Below are 20,862 nucleotides of genomic sequence, written 5' to 3'. Positions count from 1 at the left end.
TCCGGGAATGGGTTCCTGATGTCCAACGAACAGAAGCTTCGTGACTACCTGCGGCGGGTCACGGCCGACCTGCACGAGACCAGCGAGCGGCTCCGCGACATCGAGGAGCGCGCCGCCGAACCGATCGCCATCGTCGGCATGGGCTGCCGCTACCCCGGCGGCGTCGACTCGCCCGAGGCCCTGTGGGACCTCGTCGCGGCCGGCACCGACGCGATCTCCGGCATGCCCACCGACCGGGGCTGGGACCTCGACCGGCTCTACGACCCGGACCCGGACCACCCCGGCACCAGCTACACCCGCGACGGCGGCTTCCTCTACGACGCCGCCGCCTTCGACCCGACCTTCTTCGGCATCTCGCCCCGCGAGGCCGCCGAGATGGACCCGCAGCAGCGGCTGTTCCTGGAGACGTCCTGGGAGGCGTTGGAGCGGGCCGGCATCGACCCGTTGTCGCTCAAGGGCAGCCCCACCGCCGTGTTCACCGGCGTCGTCTACCACGACTACCCGAACAGCTGGGGCGCCGGCAGCATCGTGTCCGGCCGGCTGTCGTACACCCTCGGGTTGGAGGGGCCGGCGGTCACCGTCGACACCGGCTGCTCGTCGTCGCTGGTCGCCCTGCACTGGGCCTGCCAGTCGCTGCGCTCCGGGGAGTCGTCGCTCGCCGTCGCCGGCGGGGTCACCGTGATCGGCACCCCCGACGCGTTCGTCGAGTTCTCCCGGCAGCGGGCGCTGTCCTTCGACGGCCGGTGCAAGTCGTTCGCCGCCGCCGCCGACGGCACCGGCTGGGCCGAGGGCGCCGGGTCGCTGGTGCTGGAACGGCTCTCCGACGCCCGCCGCAACGGGCACCCGGTGCTCGCCGTCATCCGGGGCTCCGCGATCAACCAGGACGGCGCGTCCAACGGCCTCACCGCCCCCAACGGCCCCTCCCAGCGTCGGGTCATCCGGGCCGCGCTGGCCAACGCCCGGCTCGCCGGCCAGGAGATCGACGCCGTCGAGGCGCACGGCACCGGCACCCGGCTCGGCGACCCGATCGAGGCGCAGGCGCTGTTCGCCACGTACGGCCGGGACCGGCCCGCCGACCGGCCGCTGTGGCTCGGTTCGCTCAAGTCCAACATCGGCCACTCGCAGGCCGCCGCCGGTGTCGGTGGCGTGATCAAGATGGTGCAGGCGATGCGGCACGGGGTACTGCCCCGCACCCTGCACGTCGACGAGCCCAGCGGCGAGATCGACTGGTCGCCCGGGACGGTCAAACTGCTCACCGAGCCGGTGGACTGGCCGCAGACCGGCCACGCCCGCCGCTGCGCGGTCTCCTCCTTCGGCATCAGCGGCACCAACGCCCACGTCGTGCTCGAAGAGGTGGCCCCGGCCGAGGAGGACGAGCAGCCGGCCACCCCGGCGGTGCTGCCGTGGGTGCTCTCCGGGCACACCGACCGGGCACTGCGGGCCCAGGCGCGGCGGCTGCTGTCGCACCTGGACGCCGTACCGGCCGACCCGGCCGCCGTGGGGCGGACGCTGGCCGGTCGGGCCCGGCTCGACCACCGGGCCGTGGTGCTCGGCGGTGACCTGCCGCAGCTGCGGACGGCACTCGACGCGGTCGTCGACGGGCTGCCCGCCCCCACCGCGGTCACCGGCACCGCCGACGCCGCCGGTCGGGTCGTCTTCGTCTTCCCCGGCCAGGGCGCCCAGTGGGTCGGCATGGCCGCCGCGCTGCTGGACTCCTCGCCGGTCTTCGCCGAGCAGATGGGCCGCTGCGCCGCCGAACTGCGCGCGTACGTCGACTGGGACCTGCTGGACGTGGTCCGGGGGGTGCCCGGCGCACCCTCCCTGGAGTGGGTGGACGTGGTCCAGCCCGCCCTGTGGGCGATGATGGTCTCCCTCGCCGCCACCTGGCGCAGCTACGGCGTCGAACCCGACGCGGTGGTCGGCCACTCGCAGGGTGAGATCGCCGCCGCCTGCGTGGCCGGCGGACTCTCCCTGGCCGACGGGGCACGGGTGGTGACCCTGCGCAGCCGGGCCATCGGCGAGAAGCTGGCCGGCCGGGGCGGCATGGTCTCGGTCGGGCTGCCCGCCGACCGGGCGCAGGAGCGGATCGCCCGGTGGGCGGGCGACATCTCCCTCGCCGTGGTCAACGGCGCGGGTTCGGTGGTGGTCTCCGGCACCCCGGAGGCGCTGCGGGAACTCGTCGCCGAGCTCACCGGGGAGGGGATCCGGGCCAAGCAGGTCGCCGTCGACTACGCCTCGCACTCCGCGCAGGTGGAGCTGCTGGAACACCGGCTGCTGGAGGACCTGGCCCCGATCAACCCGAAGACCGGGACGATCCGGATGCTCTCCACCGTCACCGGCGACTGGGTGGACACCGCCACCCTCGACGCCCGCTACTGGTACGACAACCTCCGCAATACGGTCCGGTTCGACCCGGCGATCCGCTCTCTCGCCGGGCAGGGCTGGACCGGGTTCGTGGAGGTCAGCCCGCACCCGGTGCTCGGCATGGGGATGCAGGAGACGCTGGAGTCGGCGGACCGCCCGACGGTGGTCACCGGCACCCTGCGCCGCGACGACGGCGGCCTGGACCGGCTGCTCACCTCCCTGGCCGAGCTGCACGTGCGGGGCGTCGACGTGGACTGGGCCGTCGCCCTGCCCGGCAGCCGCCGGGCGGACCTGCCCACCTACGCCTTCCAGCACGAGCGTTACTGGATCGCGCCGACCGTCGCCGCCCCGACCGGCGGCGGCACCGACGCCGGGTTCTGGGACGCCGTGGAACGCGCCGACGTCGACCTGCTCGCCGACGGCCTCGGCGTGGACACCGCACTGGTCGGGGAGGTGCTGCCCGGCCTGACGTCGTGGCGGTCCCGGCAGCGCGACGTCGCCACCGTGGACGGCTGGCGGTACCGGGTGGTGTGGCGGCCGACCGAGGTGCCCACCGGTGGGCAGCTCAGCGGCGTGTGGTGGGTGGTCGCCCCGGCGGCGCTGGCCGGCGACGAGCGGCTGCGTACGCTCGCCGACGGGTTGGCCGCCCGGGGCGCCGAGGTGGTCACCGTCACCGGCACCGACCACGCCGGCCGGGAGGCCCCCGCCGGGGTGCTCTCCCTGCTCGCCCTGGACGACGGCCCCGACCCGCTGGGCGTCGGCCTGTCCGCCGGGATCACCGCCACCGTGTCGCTGGTGCACGCGCTGGCCGCGTCCGACTTCAGCGGCCGGCTCTGGTGCGTCACCGCCGGCGGGGTCGGGGTGGACCGGTTCGAGCCGGTCACCGACCCGGCCCAGGGTGCCCTGTGGGGCCTGGGCACGGTGCTCTCCCTCGACTACCCCGGCTGGTGGGGCGGCCTGGTCGACCTGCCCGCCGAGTGGACGCCGCAGACCGTCGACCGGCTGGCCGACGTGCTGACCGGCGGCGGCGAGGACCAGGTGGCGCTGCGGGCGGCCGGCACGCTGGCCCGCCGGATGGTCCGCCGTCCGGTGACCGGGGCACCCGAACGGCGCTGGCGACCCGCCGGCACCGTCCTGGTCACCGGCGGCACCGGCGGGGTCGGCGGGCACGTCACCGAATGGCTGGTCGGCAACGGCGCGCAGCGGGTGGTGCTGGCGAGCCGACGCGGCCCGGACGCCCCGGGCGCGGCGGAGCTGATGGCCCGGCATCCGGGTGTCGAGGTGGTGGCGTGTGACGTGGCCGACCGGGATTCCGTCGCCGCGCTGCTGGCCGACCTCGGTGACGAGCTGACCGCCGTCTTCCACGCCGCCGGGGTGCTGCACCCCGAGGTGCCGTTGGGGCAGACCGCCCTCGACAACTTCGCCGACGTGTGCCGGGCGAAGGTGCTCGGTGCGGTGCACCTCGACGAGTTGACCGCCGACCGGCCGTTGGACGCGTTCGTGGTGTTCTCCTCCGGTGCGGCGGTGTGGGGCAGCGCCGGTCAGGCGGGTTACGCGACGGCGAACGCGTACCTGGACGCGTTGGCGCACCGCCGGCGCAGTCGGGGTGCGGTCGCCACCTCGGTCGCCTGGGGCAGCTGGGGCGGCGGCGGTGGCATGGCCGGCGGCGAGGTCGGGGCGCACCTCGACCGGCTCGGTGTCGGCGTGATGGACCCGCGGCTCGCCGTCGACGCGCTCGGACAGGCCCTCGACCACGACGAGAGTCACCTCGTCGTCGCCGACATCGACTGGGCCCGGTTCGGCCCCATCTACACCCTGGCCCGGCCCCGGCCGCTGCTGGCCGAACTGCCCGACGCCGCACCGGAGGCCGCCGAGGCCACCGAGGCGGGGTCGTCGTCGGCGCTCGCCGACCGGCTCGGCACGCTGTCCGAGGCCGAGCAGCGCGCCCTGCTGCTGGAGACCGTCCGCACCAACGTGGCCGCCGTCCTCGGCTACGGCGACGCCGACCTGGTCGAGCCGCAGCGCGCGTTCAAGGAACTCGGCATGGACTCGGTGACCGCCGTCGAGCTGCGTAACCGGCTCAGCGCCGCCACCGGCGTACGGCTCTCCGCCACCCTGGTGTTCGACCACCCCAACCCGACCGCCCTGGCCGACCAGCTCCGGGCCGAACTCGGCTACACCGGCGACACCGCCGGCGGCCTGCTCGCCGAGCTGGACCGGTTGGAGGTCACCGTGGCCGGCCTGACGCCGGAGGAGATCGAACGCAACCGGGTCACCGCCCGGCTCCAGTCGCTGCTGGCGAAGCTCAACGAGACGCTCAGCACCACCACCGGCGCCACCCTCGTCGACCGGCTCGAAACGGCCTCCGCCGACGACGTGTTCGACCTGATCGACAAGGAACTCGGCATGACCTGAGCCGCCACCGCGCTCCCGGAGCAACGTGTCCCGCTGGCAACGAGTTTGGTGAGGTTCGGATGGCGAACGAAGAGAAGCTCCTCGAGTACCTGAAGCGGGTCACCGCCGATCTGCACCGCACCCGGGAGCGGCTGCGCGAGGTCGAGTCGCAGGAGCAGGACCCGATCGCGATCGTCGGCATGGCCTGCCGCTACCCGGGTGGGGTCAACTCACCCGAGGACCTGTGGCGGCTGGTTGCCGACGGCGTCGACGCCATCGGCGAGTTCCCCACCGACCGGGGCTGGGACACCGCCGCCCTCTACGACGCCGACCCGGACACCGCCGGCAGCAGCTACGTCCAACAGGGCGGGTTCGTCCACGACGCCGACGAGTTCGACGCCGAGTTCTTCGGCATCTCGCCCCGCGAGGCGCTGGCGATGGACCCGCAGCAGCGGCTGGTGCTGGAGGCCAGCTGGGAGGCGTGTGAGCGGGCCGGCATCAACCCCGACACGCTGCGGGGCGGCCCGGTCGGTGTCTTCGTCGGCTGCGGCGGCCAGGACTACTGGGACCGGCTCACCGTGCTGCCCGAGCCGGTCGAGGCGTACATGAGCACCGGCAGCTCCGGAGCGGTCATCTCCGGCCGGGTCGCGTACAGCCTCGGGTTGGAGGGGCCGGCCGTCACCGTCAACACCGCCTGCTCGTCGTCGCTCGTCGCGCTGCACCTCGCCGCGCACGCGCTGCGGCAACGGGAGTGCGGGCTGGCCCTGGCCGGTGGCGTCACCGTCATGTCGACGCCCGGCGCGTTCGTCGCGTTCAGCCGGCAGCGGGGGCTCGCCTCCGACGGCCGCTGCAAGCCCTTCTCCGACGACGCCGACGGCACCGGCTGGGGTGAGGGCGTCGGCATGCTGCTGCTGGAACGCCTCTCCGACGCCCAGCGCAACGGCCACCGGGTACTCGCCGTCATCCGGGGCTCCGCGATCAACCAGGACGGCGCGTCCAACGGGCTCACCGCCCCCAACGGGGTGGCCCAGCAGCGGGTCATCCTCCAGGCGCTCGCCAACGCCGGCCTCACCTCCGGCGACGTCGACCTGATCGAGGCGCACGGCACCGGCACCACCCTCGGTGACCCCATCGAGGCGGAGGCGCTGATCGCCACGTACGGGCGCGACCGGCCGGCGGACCGGCCGCTCTGGCTCGGCTCGGTCAAGTCGAACATCGGCCACGCCCAGGCCGCCGCCGCCGTCAGCGGCGTGATCAAGATGGTGATGGCGCTGCACAACGGCGTCCTGCCCAAGAGCCTGCACGTGGGGGAGCCGTCCACCCACGTCGACTGGTCCGCCGGCACCGTGCAGCTGCTGACCGAGGCGCGGCAGTGGCCCGACCACGGCCAGCCGCGCCGGTGCGGGGTGTCGTCGTTCGGGGTGAGCGGCACCAACGGGCACGTGATCCTGGAGCAGGCACCCCCGGTGGAGACCGTCGCGCCGGACGAGACCGCCGAGCCGCCGGTGGTGCTCTGGCCGCTGTCCGGCCGGTCGGCGGCGGCGCTCGCCGGGCAGGCCGCCCGGCTGCGGGAGTTCCTCACCGACGAGCGTCCGGTCGACGTCGGGTTCTCGCTGGGCACCACCCGGGCCGCCGGCGCGTACCGGGGTGTCGTGCTCGGTGACGACGTGGCCGGCCTGGAGACCCTGGCGGCCGGCGGTGGCCTGTCGGGTCGGACCGTCGCCGGCCGTACGGCGGTGTTGTTCACCGGTCAGGGTGCGCAGCGGGTCGGGATGGGTCGTGACCTGGCGGAAGCTTTCCCGGTGTTCGCGCAGGCGTTGGACGAGGTGTGTGCGGCGTTCGGGCCGTTGTTGGACGGTGACCTGCGGGAGGTGATGTTCACCGACCCGGACGGTGTTCTCGACCAGACGGGGTGGACGCAGCCGGCGTTGTTCGCGGTCGAGGTGGCCCTGTTCCGCCTGGCCGAATCCTGGGGATTGAAGCCTGACTTCGTCGCCGGGCACTCGATCGGTGAGCTGGCCGCCGCGCACGTCGCCGGTGTCTGGTCTCTCGACGACGCCTGTCGGGTCGTCGCGGCCCGGGGCGGTCTGATGCAGGCCCTCCCGGCGGGTGGGGCGATGCTGGCCATTGCCGCGCCGCTCGATGAGCTGGACCTGGGCGACATCGACGTGGCGGCCGTGAACGGCCCCCGCGCGGTGGTCGTGTCCGGCACGGAGGAGCAGATCGCCGCCCTGGAAGCCTCCCTGGAGGTGAAGACGCGTCGGTTGCGGGTGTCGCACGCGTTCCACTCGCACCTGATGGACCCGATGCTGGCCGAGTACGGGCAGGTCGTGGAGAGCGCGACTGCGAACCCGGCGGGCATTGCGCTGGTGTCGACCGCGACCGGTGATCTCGCCACCGATGCCGAGTTGGGCAGCATCGGTTACTGGCAGGGGCAGGTGCGCGGCACGGTGCGGTTCGCCGACGCGGTGGCCGCTCTGGCGGCCCGTGGGGTGACCCGGTTCGTGGAGATCGGGCCGGACAGTGTGCTCACCGCGATGGTCGCCGACTGCGTGCAGGACGCCACCGCCATCGCGCTCCAGCGCCGCAAGCGCGAGCAGGTCGAGGCGTACGCCACCGGGATGGCGCAGGCGTGGATCAGCGGCGTCGACCTCGACTGGACGGCCGTCAACCCCGGCGGCCGGACCGTCGACCTGCCCACCTACGCCTTCCAACACCAGCGGTTCTGGCTGGACGCCACGGCCGACCCCGGTGACGCCACCGCCATGGGCCTGGACTCCGCCGACCACCCGCTGCTCGGCGCGGCCGTCACCCTCGCCAACGCCGACGGGGCCGTCCTCACCGGCCGGCTCTCCCTCGACCGGCACCCGTGGCTCGCCGACCACGCCGTCGACGGCGCGGTGGTCTTCCCCGGCACCGGCTACGTCGACCTCGCCCTGCACGCCGGAGCGCAGGTCGGCGTCGAGACCGTCGACGAGTTGACCATCGAAGCCCCGCTGGTCCTGCCCGAACACGGGGGCGTCCAGCTCCAGGTCGTCGTCGGCCCCGCCGGCACCGACCACACCCGCACCCTCCAGGTGTACGCCCGCAGCGCCGACACCGACGCCCCGTGGACCCGGCACGCCAGCGGGGTGCTCGCCCCCGGCCCCCGTACCACCGGGACCGCACTCACCCAGTGGCCGCCGGCCGACGCCGAGCCGGTGCCCACCGACGACCTCTACCAGCACCTGGCGACCGGCGGCCTCGTCTACGGCCCGGTGTTCCGGGGCCTGCGCCGGGTCTGGCGGCGCGGCGACGAGTTCTTCGCCGAGGTCACCCTGCCCGAGGGGGTGGACGCCGACGGGTTCGGCCTGCACCCCGCCGTGCTCGACGCCGGCCTGCACGCCCTCGGCCTCGCCGACGGGGACACCTTCCGGGGCCTGCCGTTCGCCTGGACCGGCCTGACCCTGCACGCCACCGGCGCGGCCGGCGTCCGGGTCCGGCTCACCCCGGTCGGCTCCGGGGTACGGGTGGCGGTCGCCGACGCGGTCGGCGCACCCGTCGCCACCGTCGACTCGCTGGTGCTGCGGCCCGTCCAGGTGACCCGCCCCGGCGGGGTCGCCGACGCGCTGTTCGACCTGACCTGGCAGGAGATCGGCACCCCCACCGGCACGGTCGTCCCCGCCTGGGCCCACCACCCGGCCACCGGCACCGCGCCGGCCACCCCCGCCGTGGACCTGCTGGTGCTGACCGCCGGCAGCGCCGGGGACGTCGCCGGCCCGCAAGCCGTGCACGACGAGGTGAACCGGGTCCTTGGCCTGGTGCAGGAGTGGCTGGCCGGCCCCGACACCCACCGGCTCGTGGTGCTCACCCGGCTTGCCGTCGGCGACGACGGGACCGACCTGACCGGGGCGGCCGTCTGGGGTCTGCTCCGCTCGGCGCAGGCCGAGAACCCCGACCGGCTGCTGCTGGTCGACACCGACCCGGCCGCCGACGTGGCCGGGACGCTCGCGCTGGCCCTGGCCACCGGCGAGCCGCAGGTACGGGTCCGCGACGGTGTGGTCTCGGTGCCCCGGCTCACCCGTCAGGTCGTCGAGCCGGCCACCCCGGACACCCCGCTCTACGGCACCGGCATGGTGCTGGTCACCGGCGCGACCGGTGCCCTCGGCACGGCGGTGGCCCGGCACCTGGTGACGACGCACGGGGTCACCCGGCTGCTGCTGGTGTCCCGCCGGGGCCCCGCCGCGCAGGGGGCCGACGACCTGGTCGCCGAGCTGACCGCAGCCGGCGCGCAGGTCGAGTTGGTCGCCGCCGACGTGGCCGACCGGGCGCAGGTGACGGCGCTCCTCGACGCCCGCCCCGACCTGTCGGCGGTGGTGCACACCGCAGGCGTGCTCGACGACGGCGTGGTGTCGTCGCTGTCCGCCGCCCGGCTGTCGGCGGTGCTGCGGCCCAAGGTGGACGCGGCGTGGCTGCTCGACGAGGTCAGCCGCGACCGGGAGCTGTCGGCGTTCGTGCTGTTCTCGTCGCTGTCCGGGGTGCTGGGTGCGCCGGGGCAGGGCAACTACGCGGCGGCGAACGCGTTCCTCGACGCGTTGGCGGTGTCCCGTCGGGCCGCCGGGTTGCCGGCGGTGTCGTTGGCGTGGGGCCTGTGGGGCGAGGGTTCGGCGATGACCGACCGGCTCGGCGACGCCGACCGGGAGCGGATGTCCCGGGGCGGGGTGCTGCCGCTGGCCACCGCCGACGGGCTGGCCCTGCTCGACGCCGCCGTGGCCAACCCGTACCCGACCGCGGTGCCGGCCCGGCTCGACCTGGCCGCCCTGCGTACCCTCGGCGAGGACCTGCCGTTGCCGTTCCACGGCCTGGTCCGCCCGGCCCGGCGGACGGCCGCCCGGGCCGCCGCCGGCGTCACCACCGGGTGGGCGGCGGACCTCGCCGCACTGTCCACCGAGGAACGCGAGCGTGCCGCGACCGCCCTGGTCCTCAGCCAGGTGGCGGCGGTGCTCGGGCACGCCTCTGCCGAACGGATCGACGCCGGTCGGGCGTTCCAGGAGCTGGGTTTCGACTCGCTCACCGCCGTCGAACTGCGCAACGGGCTCTCCGCCGCCACCGGCCTGCGGCTGCCCGCCACCCTGATCTTCGACTACCCGTCGCCGCGTGACCTGGCCCGGCACCTGCTCAGCGAGATCGCCGGCCCGGACGGCGTCGACGCCGTCCGGAAGGTCGCCACGACCGTCGCCGACGACGAGCCGCTGGCGATCGTCGGGATGGCCTGCCGCTACCCCGGCGGCGTCACCTCGCCGGAGGACCTGTGGCGGCTGATCGCCGACGGCGCGGACGCCATCGACGGTTTCCCCACCGACCGGGGCTGGGACCTGGCCCGGCTGTACGACCCGACCAGCACCCGCCCCGACACCACGTACGTGGACAGGGGTGGGTTCCTCACCGACGCCGCCGAGTTCGACCCGGTCTTCTTCGGCATCTCCCCCCGCGAAGCGGTGATCATGGACCCGCAGCAGCGGCTGCTGCTGGAGGTGTCGTGGGAGGCGTTCGAGCGGGCCGGCATCGACCCGGGCACCCTGCGCGGCTCGTCCACCGGCGTGTTCGCCGGGGTGATGTACCACGACTACGTCTCCGGGCACAGCGCCGGCAGTGTCGTCACCGGCCGGGTGGCGTACACGCTCGGGCTGGAGGGGCCGGCGGTGTCGGTCGACACGGCGTGTTCGTCGTCGTTGGTGGCGATGCATCTGGCGGGTCAGGCGTTGCGGTCGGGTGAGTGTGATCTGGCGTTGGCCGGTGGGGTGACGGTGATGGCGACGCCGGAGACGTTTGTGGAGTTCTCGCGGCAGCGGGGGTTGGCGCCTGATGGTCGGTGCAAGCCGTTCGCGGCGGCGGCCGACGGGACGGGTTGGTCCGAGGGTGTCGGCGTGCTGGTGTTGGAGCGGTTGTCCGACGCGGTGCGCAACGGGCACCGGGTGCTGGGCGTGGTTCGCGGTTCGGCGGTGAACCAGGACGGCGCGTCGAACGGGCTGACCGCCCCGAACGGTCCCTCCCAGCAGCGGGTGATCCGGCAGGCCCTGGCGAACGCCGGGGTGTCGGCGGCCGAGGTGGATGTGGTGGAGGCGCACGGTACGGGCACGACGTTGGGTGATCCGATCGAGGCGCAGGCGATTCTGGCGACGTACGGTCGGGATCGGGAGCAGCCGCTCTGGTTGGGTTCGGTGAAGTCGAACCTGGGTCACACGCAGGCGGCGGCCGGTGTGGCGGGTGTGATGAAGATGGTGTTGGCGATGCGGCACGGGGTGGTGCCGCGTACGTTGCACGTGGACGCGCCGAGCCCGCACGTGGACTGGTCTTCCGGCGAGGTGCGGCTCGCCACCGACGAGGTGAGCTGGCCGGCGCTGGACCGGCCCCGTCGGGCGGCGGTGTCGTCGTTCGGCATCAGCGGCACGAACGCCCACCTGATCCTGGAACAGGCCCCCGAAAGCGCGCCGCCCGCCCCGCCGGCCCCGACGCCGGTGCCGCTGTGGCCGGTGTCCGGCCGGTCGGCCAACGGCCTCGCCGCCCAGGCCGCCCGCCTCGCCGACTTCCTCGCCGACGCCGATCTGAACCCCGCCGACGTGGCGCTGACCCTCGGCACCGGCCGGGCGGCCCTGGAACACCGGGGGGTGGCCGTCGGTGACGGCGTCGCCGGTCTCCGTGCCCTCGCCGCCGGCCAGGGTGTGCACGGCCACCTGACCACCGGTCGTACGGCGGTGATTTTCACCGGTCAGGGTGCGCAGCGCGTCGGCATGGGGCGTGACCTGGCGGAAGCGTTCCCGGTGTTCGCGGCTGCCCTCGACGAGGTGTGTGCCGCGTTCGGTCCGTTGTTGGATGGTGACCTGCGGGAGGTGATGTTCGCCGATCCGGATGGTGTTCTCGACCAGACGGGGTGGACGCAGCCGGCGTTGTTCGCGGTCGAGGTGGCCCTGTTCCGTCTCGCGGAGTCGTGGGGGTTGAAGCCCGACTTCGTTGCGGGTCACTCGATCGGTGAGCTGGCCGCCGCGCACGTGGCCGGGGTGTGGTCGCTGGAGGACGCGTGTCGGGTGGTGGCGGCCCGTGGTGGTCTGATGCAGGCCCTTCCGGCGGGTGGGGCGATGTTGGCGATCGCCGCGCCGCTTGCCGAGTTGGACCTGGGTGACATCGACGTCGCGGCGGTGAACGGCCCCCGCGCGGTCGTCGTGTCGGGGACGGAGGAGCAGATCGCCGCCCTGGAAGCGTCCCTGGAGGTGAAGACGCGTCGGTTGCGGGTGTCGCATGCGTTCCATTCGCACCTGATGGATCCGATGCTCGACCAGTACGGGCAGGTCGTCGACGGGGTGACCGCGAACCCGGCGGGCATTGCGCTGGTGTCGACCGCGACCGGTGACCTCGCCACCGATGCCGAGTTGGGTAGCGCCGGTTACTGGCAGGGTCAGGTGCGGGGGACCGTGCGGTTCGCCGACGCGGTCGCCGCCCTCGCGGCCCGTGGGGTCACCCGGTTCGTGGAGATCGGGCCGGACAGTGTGCTCACCGCGATGGTCGCCGACTGCGTCGACGACGCGGTGGCGATTGCGTTGCAGCGTCGCGACCGGGAGCAGGTGGCCGCGTACGCCACCGGGATGGCGCAGGCGTGGACCACCGGCGTCGACCTCGACTGGACGGCCATCCACCCCGCCGCCCGGCAGGTCGACCTGCCCACCTACGCCTTCCAACGCCAGCACTACTGGCTCTACGACCCGGCCCTCGTCGGCGCCGGCCTGCTCGCCGCCACCCACCCGCTGCTCGACGCCGCCGTGCCGCTGGCCAACACCGACGGCGTCGTCTTCACCGGCCGGTGGTCGCTGCACACCCACCCGTGGCTCGCCGACCACGCCGTCGGCGGAACCGTCGTGTTCCCCGGCACCGGCCTCGTCGAACTCGCCATCCACGCCGGTGACCAGGTCGGCGTCGGCCTGCTCGACGAGTTGACCCTGCACGCGCCGCTCGTCGTCCCCGCCGCCGGCAGCGTCGAGGTGCAGGTCGCCGTGGAGACGCCCGACCCGACCGGCCGCCGGGCCGTCCTGGTGCACTCCCGGGAACGCGACGACGTCCCGTGGACCCGGCACGCCACCGGCGTCCTCACCGCCGGGGACACCCCCGGCGTCGCCCTCACCGCGTGGCCCCCCGCCGACGCCGAGCCGCTGCCGCTGGCCGGTCTCTACGACGACCTCGCCACCGGCGGCCTCGACTACGGTCCCGTCTTCCAGGGCCTACGCCGTGCCTGGCGGGCCGGTGACGAACTCTTCGCCGAGGTCGACCTCCCCGACGGTACGGAGAGCGACGGCTACGGCCTGCACCCGGCCCTGTTCGACGCCGGCCTGCACGTCCTCACCCGCGCCGACGGCGACACCCCCCGGGGCCTGCCGTTCGCCTGGTCGGGGGTGACGCTGCACGCCACCGGCGCGACCAGCCTGCGGGTCCGGCTCACCCCGGCCGGCAGCGGGGTCCGGATCGCCGTCGCCGACGCGGTCGGCGCGCCCGTGGCCACCGTACGGTCGCTGGTGCTCCGCCCGGTGCAGGTCACCGCCGGCGCCGGCGTCGCCGACGCGCTCTTCGGCCTGGACTGGCAACCGGTCACCGTCACCCCGACCGCCACCACCTGGATCTGGCACCCCGACACCGTCGGTGCCACCCCGACCGGCTCGACCGACGGCGGCTCCGCCGACGCGGTGGTGCTGCGGGCCGGCGGCACCGCCGACGTGCACGCCGAGGTGCACCGGGTGCTCGCGGTCACCCAGCGCTGGCTGGCCGGGGACGACCCCGCGCCGCTTGTCGTCCTCACCCGCCACGCCGTCGGCGACGACGTGACCGACCTGGCCGGCGCGGCGGTCTGGGGGCTGCTGCGCTCCGCGCAGGCGGAGAACCCCGACCGCATCCTGCTCGTCGACGCCGACGCCGACCGGCCCGACGACGTCCTGCCGGCGGCCCTGGCGGCCGGCGACCCGCAGGTGTCGATCCGCGACGGCGTCGTCCGGGTGCCCCGGATCGTCCGCCGGACCCTCCCGGCGACCCCGTCGGACGCCCCGCTCTACGGCAGCGGCACGGTGCTGGTCACCGGCGCGACCGGTGCCCTCGGCGCGGCCGTGGCCCGGCACCTGGTGACGGCGCACGCCGTGCCGAGGCTGCTGCTGCTGTCGCGCAGCGGCACGGCCGCCGCCGGTGCCGACGACCTCGTCGCCGAGCTGACCGCCGCCGGCGCGCGGGTCGACCTGGTCGCCTGCGACGTGGCCGACCGGGACCAGCTGACCGCCGTCCTGGCCGACGTTCCGGACCTGTCGGCCGTGGTGCACACCGCAGGCGTGCTCGACGACGGCGTGGTGTCGTCGCTGACCCCGGAGCGGGTCTCGGCGGTGCTGCGGCCCAAGGTGGACGCGGCGTGGCTGCTCGACGAGCTGACCCGGGACCGGGACCTGTCGGCATTCGTGCTGTTCTCGTCGCTGTCCGGGGTGCTGGGCGCGCCGGGGCAGGGCAACTACGCGGCGGCGAACGCGTTCCTCGACGCGCTCGCCGCCACCCGTCGGGCCGCCGGGTTGCCGGCGGTGTCGTTGGCGTGGGGCCTGTGGGGCGGGGGCTCGGCGATGACCGACCGGCTCGCCGACGCCGACCGGGAGCGGATGTCCCGGGGCGGGGTGCTGCCGCTGACCACCGCCGACGGGCTGGCGCTGCTCGACACCGCCGTCGCCGGTGGGCCGGCCACCCTCGTTCCGGCCCGGCTCGACGTGCCGACGCTGCGTACGCTCGGCGACCGGCTGCCCCCGGTGTTCCGGGCCCTGACCGGGCCGACCCGGCGCACGGCCACCGCCGCCAGCGCCGTCGACCGGGCGGGCAGCGACTGGCTGGCCGGCCTGCCGGAGCAGGAGCGGGCCGGTGCCGTCCGGCACCTGGTGCACACCCACGTCGCCGCCGTGCTCGGCCTCGCCGGCCCGGACGCGGTCGAGGCGGACCGCACCTTCCAGAGCCTCGGCTTCGACTCGCTCACCGCCGTCGAGCTGCGCAACGCGCTCTCCACGGCGGCCGGCCTGCGGCTCCCGGCCACCCTGATCTTCGACTACCCGACGCCGGTGGCCCTCGCCGGGTTCCTGTACGGCGAGCTGAGCGGCGCGCTCGACGTGCCGCAGGAGCGACAGAGCGCCACCACGGTGTTCGGTGACGAGCCGGTGGCGATCGTCGGGATGGCCTGCCGCTACCCCGGCGGGGTGTCCTCCCCGGAGGACCTGTGGCGGCTCGTCGCCGACGGCGTCGACGCCATCGACGGTTTCCCCACCGACCGGGGCTGGGACCTGGCCCGGCTGTACGACCCGACCAGCACCCGCCCCGACACCAGCTACGCCGACCAGGGCGGGTTCCTGCCCGGCGCGGCCGGCTTCGATCCGGCCTTCTTCGGCATCTCGCCCCGCGAGGCCGTGCTGATGGACCCGCAGCAGCGGCAGCTGCTGGAGGTCTCCTGGGAGGCGTTCGAGCGGGCTGGCATCGACCCCTCCTCGGTACGCGGCTCCGCCACCGGTGTCTTCGCCGGTCTCATGTACCACGACTACGTGACCGGGCACAGCGCCGGCAGCGTCGTCTCCGGGCGGATCGCCTACACCCTCGGCCTCGAAGGCCCCGCCGTCACCGTGGACACCGCATGTTCGTCGTCGTTGGTGGCGATGCATCTGGCGGGTCAGGCGTTGCGGTCGGGTGAGTGTGATCTGGCGTTGGCCGGTGGGGTGACGGTGATGGCGACGCCGGAGACGTTTGTGGAGTTCTCGCGGCAGCGGGGGTTGGCGCCGGATGGTCGGTGCAAGCCGTTCGCGGCGGCGGCCGACGGGACGGGTTGGTCCGAGGGTGTCGGCGTGCTGGTGCTCGAACGCCTCTCCGACGCCCGTCGGCACGGACACACGATCCTCGGTCTCGTCCGGGGCTCGGCGGTCAACCAGGACGGCGCGTCGAACGGCCTCACCGCCCCCAACGGGCCGGCGCAGCAGCGGGTGATCCGGCAGGCCCTCGCCAACGCCCGGGTGTCGGCCGCCGAGGTCGATGTGGTGGAGGCGCACGGCACGGGCACGACGTTGGGTGATCCGATCGAGGCGCAGGCGATTCTGGCGACGTACGGTCGGGATCGGGAGCAGCCGCTCTGGTTGGGTTCGGTGAAGTCGAACCTGGGTCACACGCAGGCCGCAGCCGGTGTGGCGGGTGTGATGAAGATGGTGTTGGCGATGCGGCACGGGGTGGTTCCCCGTACGTTGCACGTGGACGCGCCGAGCCCGCACGTGGACTGGTCTTCCGGTGACGTACGGCTCGCCACCGAGGCCGTCGACTGGCCCGCCAACGGCCACCCCCGCCGGGCGGCGGTGTCGTCGTTCGGCATCAGCGGCACCAACGCCCACGTCATCGTCGAGGAGTACCCGCAGCCCGTCGCGGCACCCGAACCGACGCCGGCGCCGGCCGTGGTGCTCTGGCCGCTCGCCAGCCGCTCCACCACCGGCCTCACCGCCCAGGCCGGCCGCCTGCGTGACTTCCTGACCGACGAACGGCCGGTCGACGTCGGGCACTCGCTGGCCGTCGGTCGGGCGGCCCTGGACCACCGGGCGGTCGCCGTCGGTGGTACGGCCGCCGACCTGGCCGCTTCCCTGGAGGCCCTGACCTCGGGCAGCGGTCTGTCGGGTCGGATCACCAGCGGTCGTACGGCGGTGTTGTTCACCGGTCAGGGCGCGCAGCGCGTCGGGATGGGTCGTGAGCTGGCGGAAGCCTTCCCGGTGTTCGCGCAGGCATTGGATGAGGTGTGTGCCGCGTTCGCGCCGTTGCTCGACGGTGACCTGCGGGAGGTGATGTTCACCGATTCGGACGGTGTACTGGACCAGACGGGGTGGACGCAGCCGGCTCTGTTCGCGGTCGAGGTGGCCCTGTTCCGCCTGGCGGAGTCGTGGGGCCTCAAGCCCGATTTCGTCGCCGGGCACTCGATCGGTGAGCTGGCCGCCGCACACGTCGCGGGTGTCTGGTCCCTGGAGGACGCCTGCCGGGTCGTCGCAGCCCGGGGTGGTCTGATGCAGGCCCTTCCCGCCGGTGGCGCGATGCTGGCCATCGCCGCGCCGCTTGCCGAGCTGGACCTCGGTGACATCGACGTCGCGGCCGTCAACGGCCCCCGCGCGGTCGTCGTGTCGGGGACGGAGGAGCAGATCGCCGCCCTGGAAGCGTCCCTGGAGGTGAAGACGCGTCGGTTGCGGGTGTCGCACGCGTTCCACTCGCACCTGATGGACCCGATGCTCGACCAGTACGGGCAGGTCGTCGACGGGGTCACCGCCAGCCCGGCGGGCATCGCGCTGGTGTCGACCGCGACCGGTGACCTGGCCAGCGACGACGAACTCGGTTCGGTCGGTTACTGGCAGGGTCAGGTGCGGGGCACGGTCCGGTTCGCTGACGCGGTGGCTGCTCTCGCGGCGCGTGGGGTGACCCGGTTCGTGGAGATCGGGCCGGACAGTGTGCTCACCGCGATGGTCGCCGACTGCGTCGACGACGCGGTGGCGATTGCGTTGCAGCGTCGCGACCGGGAGCAGGTGGCCGCGTACGCCACCGGGATGGCGCAGGCGTGGATCAGCGGCGTCGACCTCGACTGGACGGCCGTCAACCCCGGTGGCCGGCCCGTCGACCTGCCCACCTACGCCTTCCAGCACCAGCACTACTGGATGCAGGACACCGGCGCGGACCGGGACGTCACCGCCGCCGGGCTGCTCGACGCCGGGCACCCGCTGCTGTCGGCAGTCACCACCCTGCCCGACACCGACGGGCTGATCGCCACCGGCCTGCTGTCCCGGCGTACCCACCCGTGGCTGGCCGAGCACACGCTGGGCGACACGATCGTGCTGCCCGGCACCGGACTCGTCGAACTCGCCGTCCGGGCCGGGGACCAGGTCGGCTGCGGCCGGCTGGCCGAACTCACCCTCCAGGCGCCACTGGTCGTCCCCGACGACGACGGCGTCCAGGTGCAGGTGGCCGTCGGCGCACCCGGCGAGGACGGCGGCCGGCCGGTCACCGTCTACTCCCGGCACCGGGACGCGCCGTGGACCCGGCACGCTACCGGCCTGCTCACCCTGCCCCCGGCCGCTGCACCGGCCGACCCGGCGAGCGCCTGGCCGCCGGCCGCCGCCACCCCCGTCGACGTCGACGGGATCTACGAGCGGATGGCCGACGCCGGACTGGTCTACGGCCCGGTCTTCCAGGGCCTGCGGACCGCCTGGCGGCACGGCGACGAGGTGTACGCCGAGGTGGCGCTCCCGGCCGACGTGCTCGACGCCGACCGGTTCCACCTGCACCCCGCCCTGTTCGACGCGGCCCTGCACGCCGTCGGGCTGAGCCGGGGCGAGGGCCGGCCCGGCGTCCCGTTCTCCTGGACCGGGGTCACCGTCCACGCCACCGGGGCGGACGCGCTGCGGGTCACCGTCACCCCCGCCGGCCCCGACGAGGTCGCCCTCACCCTCACCGACCACAGCGGCGCACCCGTCGCCCGGGTCGACTCGCTGGTGCTGCGGGAGATCGACACGTCCCAGCTCGCCGCCGCCCGCACCGGTCGGCAGGACCACCTCTACCGGGTCGACTGGACCCCGGTGCCGCTGCCCGCCACCCCGGCCACCGGCCGGTGGGCGCTGGTCGGCGTCGACGAGTTCAAGGTGGCCGCCGCGCTCGACACCGTCGGCCTGCTCGCCGAGACCCACCCCGACCTGGACGCCCTCACCGCCGCCCTGGACACGGGCGGGGCCGCGCCGGACGTGGTGCTGGTCGCCAGCGTCCAGCCCGACTCCCGGGACCTCGCCGCCGGTGCCCGGCACACCACCGGTCAGCTGCTCACCCTGCTGCAGGGCTGGCTCGCCGACGAGCGACTGGCGTCGTCCCGGCTGCTGGTGCTCACCCACGGCGCGCAGGGCACCCGGGTCACCGAACCGGCCGCCGCGGCGGTCTGGGGTCTGGTCCGGTCCGCCCAGTCGGAGAACCCGGGGCGGATCGTCCTGGTCGACCTCGACGACCACGACGGGTCGGCCCAGGCGCTCCCGGCGGTGCTGGCCGGCGGCGAACCGCAGCTCGTCGTCCGCGAGGGCGTCGCCCACGCCGCCCGGCTGGTGCCCGCCACCGCGCCCGACGACACCCCCGGCAGCGCCTTCACCGAGGGTGGGACCGTCCTGCTCACCGGGGCCGCCGGCACCCTCGGCGGGCTCGTCGCCCGGCACCTGGTCGACACGTACGGGGTGCGGCACCTGCTGCTGGCCAGCCGGCGCGGGCCGGACGCCCACGGAATGGCCGCGTTGCGCGACGACCTCACCGCCCGGGGAGCGGAGGTCACCGTGGCCGCCTGCGACCTGGCCGACCGGGACGCGGTAGCCGCGCTGCTCGCCGGGGTGCCCGCCGGGCACCCGCTGACCGGGGTGGTGCACGCCGCCGGGGTGCTCGACGACGGGATCATCCCGTCGCTGACCCGGGACCGCCTCGACGCGGTGCTGCGCCCCAAGGTCGACGCCGCCACCCACCTGCACGAGTTGACCCGCGACGCGGACCTCACCGCGTTCGTGCTGTTCTCCTCGGCGGCCGGCGTGCTCGGTGGCCCGGGGCAGGGCAACTACGCGGCGGCGAACGCCTTCCTCGACGCGCTGGCGGGCGCGCGGCAGGCCGCCGGGCTGCCCGCCCAGTCCCTGGCCTGGGGGCCGTGGGCAGGCGGCGGGATGGCCGACGACCTCGGCGGCACCGACCGGGCCCGGATGTCGCGGGGCGGGGTGCTGCCGATGTCCACCGCGGAGGGGCTGGCCCTGCTGGACGCGGCGCTGGCCCGTACCGAGGCGGTGCTCGTCCCGGTCAAGGCCGACCTGGGCACCCCGGCGGGCGGCGAGGTGCCGGCGATCCTGCGGGCCCTGGTCACCCCGACCCGGCGGGCCGCGTCGGCAACGAACCGGCCCGACCCGGCGGCGCTGCGGCGTACCCTCGGCGGGCTCGACGCCGACGGCCAGCAGGCGCTGCTGGCCGACCTGGTCCGCTCGCGCGCCGCGGCCGTGCTCGGCCACGGCGGTGCCGACGACCTCGACCCGGCGCTGCGCTTCGTCGAGCTGGGCTTCGACTCGCTCACCGCGATGGAGCTGCGCACCGCGCTCAACGAGGCGACCGGGCTGCGACTGGCCACCGGGGTGGTCTTCGACCACGGCAGCGTCGACGAACTCGCCGCGCTGCTGCGCACCGAGCTGGCCGCGCCACCGGCCGAGGAGCGGGCCGGCACGCCCGACGCCGCCGCCGACACGATGAGCGCGCTGTTCCGCACCGCCGTCAAGAGCGGCCGGGTGCAGCAGGGCCTGTCCCTGCTGTACGCGGTGGCCGACATCCGGCCCACCTTCGACGGGCCCGCCGACCTGCCGCAGGTCCCCGCCCCGCGCCGGCTCGCCCGGGGCGACCAGGGGCCGGCGATCATCTGCTTCCCGTCGCCGATGGCACTCGGCGGCGACCAGCAGTACGCCCGGTTCACCGCCGAGTTCGGCGGCACCCGGGACGTGTGGACCCTGCCGGTGCCCGGTTTCGGCCGGGACGAGAGCCTGCCCGCCTCCGCCGACGCGGCGGTACGGGTCTTCGCCGAGATGGTCCGCCCGATCGCCGAGCAGGGTCCGTACGTCATCGTCGGCTACTCCTCCGGCGGGCTGTTCGCCCACGCCACCGCCGGTGAGCTGGAGCGGCAGGGGCGCGGCCCGGCCGGGGTCGTGCTGCTGGACACCTACCTCACCACCGGCAGCACCACGGCGACGTTCTTCACCCACATGCTCGACTCGCTGCTGGACCGGGAGGCCACCTTCGGCGAGTTCAGCAGCGCCCGGCTGTCGGCGATGGGCCGCTACGTCCGGCTGTTGCAGAGCTGCCCGGTGGAGGAGATCGACACGCCGGTGCTCTTCGTCCGGCCGCAGGAGTCCATCGTGGCCGGCGGGGACGACGACGGGTGGCGGGCCACCTGGGAGACCCCGCACACGCTCCGGGAGGTGCCCGGCGACCACTTCACCATGATGGAGGGCCAGGTCGCCACGACCGCCGGGGTGGTACGGGACTGGATCGCGCAGTGACGACACC

At 74.8% G+C, this 20,862-nt stretch carries 2 protein-coding genes; both read left to right on the top strand.

Annotated elements, in window-relative coordinates:
• Positions 1 to 15: 15 nt before the first annotated feature.
• Positions 16 to 4,779 (top strand): type I polyketide synthase, encoded by a 4,764-nt coding sequence (locus ACN265_RS21875; RefSeq protein WP_421411579.1) that lies wholly within the window; start codon positions 16 to 18, stop codon positions 4,777 to 4,779.
• 59 nt (positions 4,780 to 4,838) lie between these two features.
• Positions 4,839 to 20,855 carry an SDR family NAD(P)-dependent oxidoreductase gene (locus ACN265_RS21870; protein ID WP_421409206.1) on the top strand — a complete coding sequence of 5,339 codons (16,017 nt, stop codon included), beginning with the start codon at positions 4,839 to 4,841 and terminating at the stop codon, positions 20,853 to 20,855.
• Positions 20,856 to 20,862 lie beyond the last annotated feature (7 nt).

Source organism: Micromonospora sp. WMMD730 (assembly GCF_049178955.1).
In the GTDB taxonomy this organism is placed as follows: domain Bacteria; phylum Actinomycetota; class Actinomycetes; order Mycobacteriales; family Micromonosporaceae; genus Micromonospora; species Micromonospora wenchangensis.
The sequence above is the reverse complement of the archived record's forward strand: the minus strand, read 5'-3'. Positions and strand labels throughout refer to the sequence as shown.